The sequence below is a fragment of the Undibacterium sp. Di26W genome (assembly GCF_049340265.1).
In the GTDB taxonomy this organism is placed as follows: domain Bacteria; phylum Pseudomonadota; class Gammaproteobacteria; order Burkholderiales; family Burkholderiaceae_D; genus Undibacterium.
In genome coordinates, this window is sequence record NZ_JBMPOR010000100.1 from 1 (window position 1) to 255 (window position 255).

Below are 255 nucleotides of genomic sequence, written 5' to 3' on the forward strand. Positions count from 1 at the left end.
CTACTGGCAACAGGAAGGCGCCGTCAACAGCACGTTCTGGTGTTGGGATGTAGGTATCCAAAGCGTCAGCCAGTTTCATGATGGCTTCTTCGCCCAGAGGACCTTGGTCGCCTTCGAGGGCCAGTTTGGCGGAACCTTGAATGATAGGCAGGTCGTCGCCCGGGAATTCGTATTTGGACAACAATTCGCGAACTTCCATTTCAACCAGTTCCAGCAATTCAGCGTCATCTACCATGTCGCACTTGTTCAGGAACA

Annotated in this window: 1 protein-coding gene; it reads right to left on the bottom strand. The window is 52.5% G+C overall.

Annotation, left to right across the window (positions count from 1 at the left end; genetic code table 11):
* Positions 1-255, bottom strand: a 255-nt coding sequence (locus ACO0LM_RS28820) for a GTP-binding protein (protein WP_423042392.1), incomplete at both ends; no start/stop codon positions are given.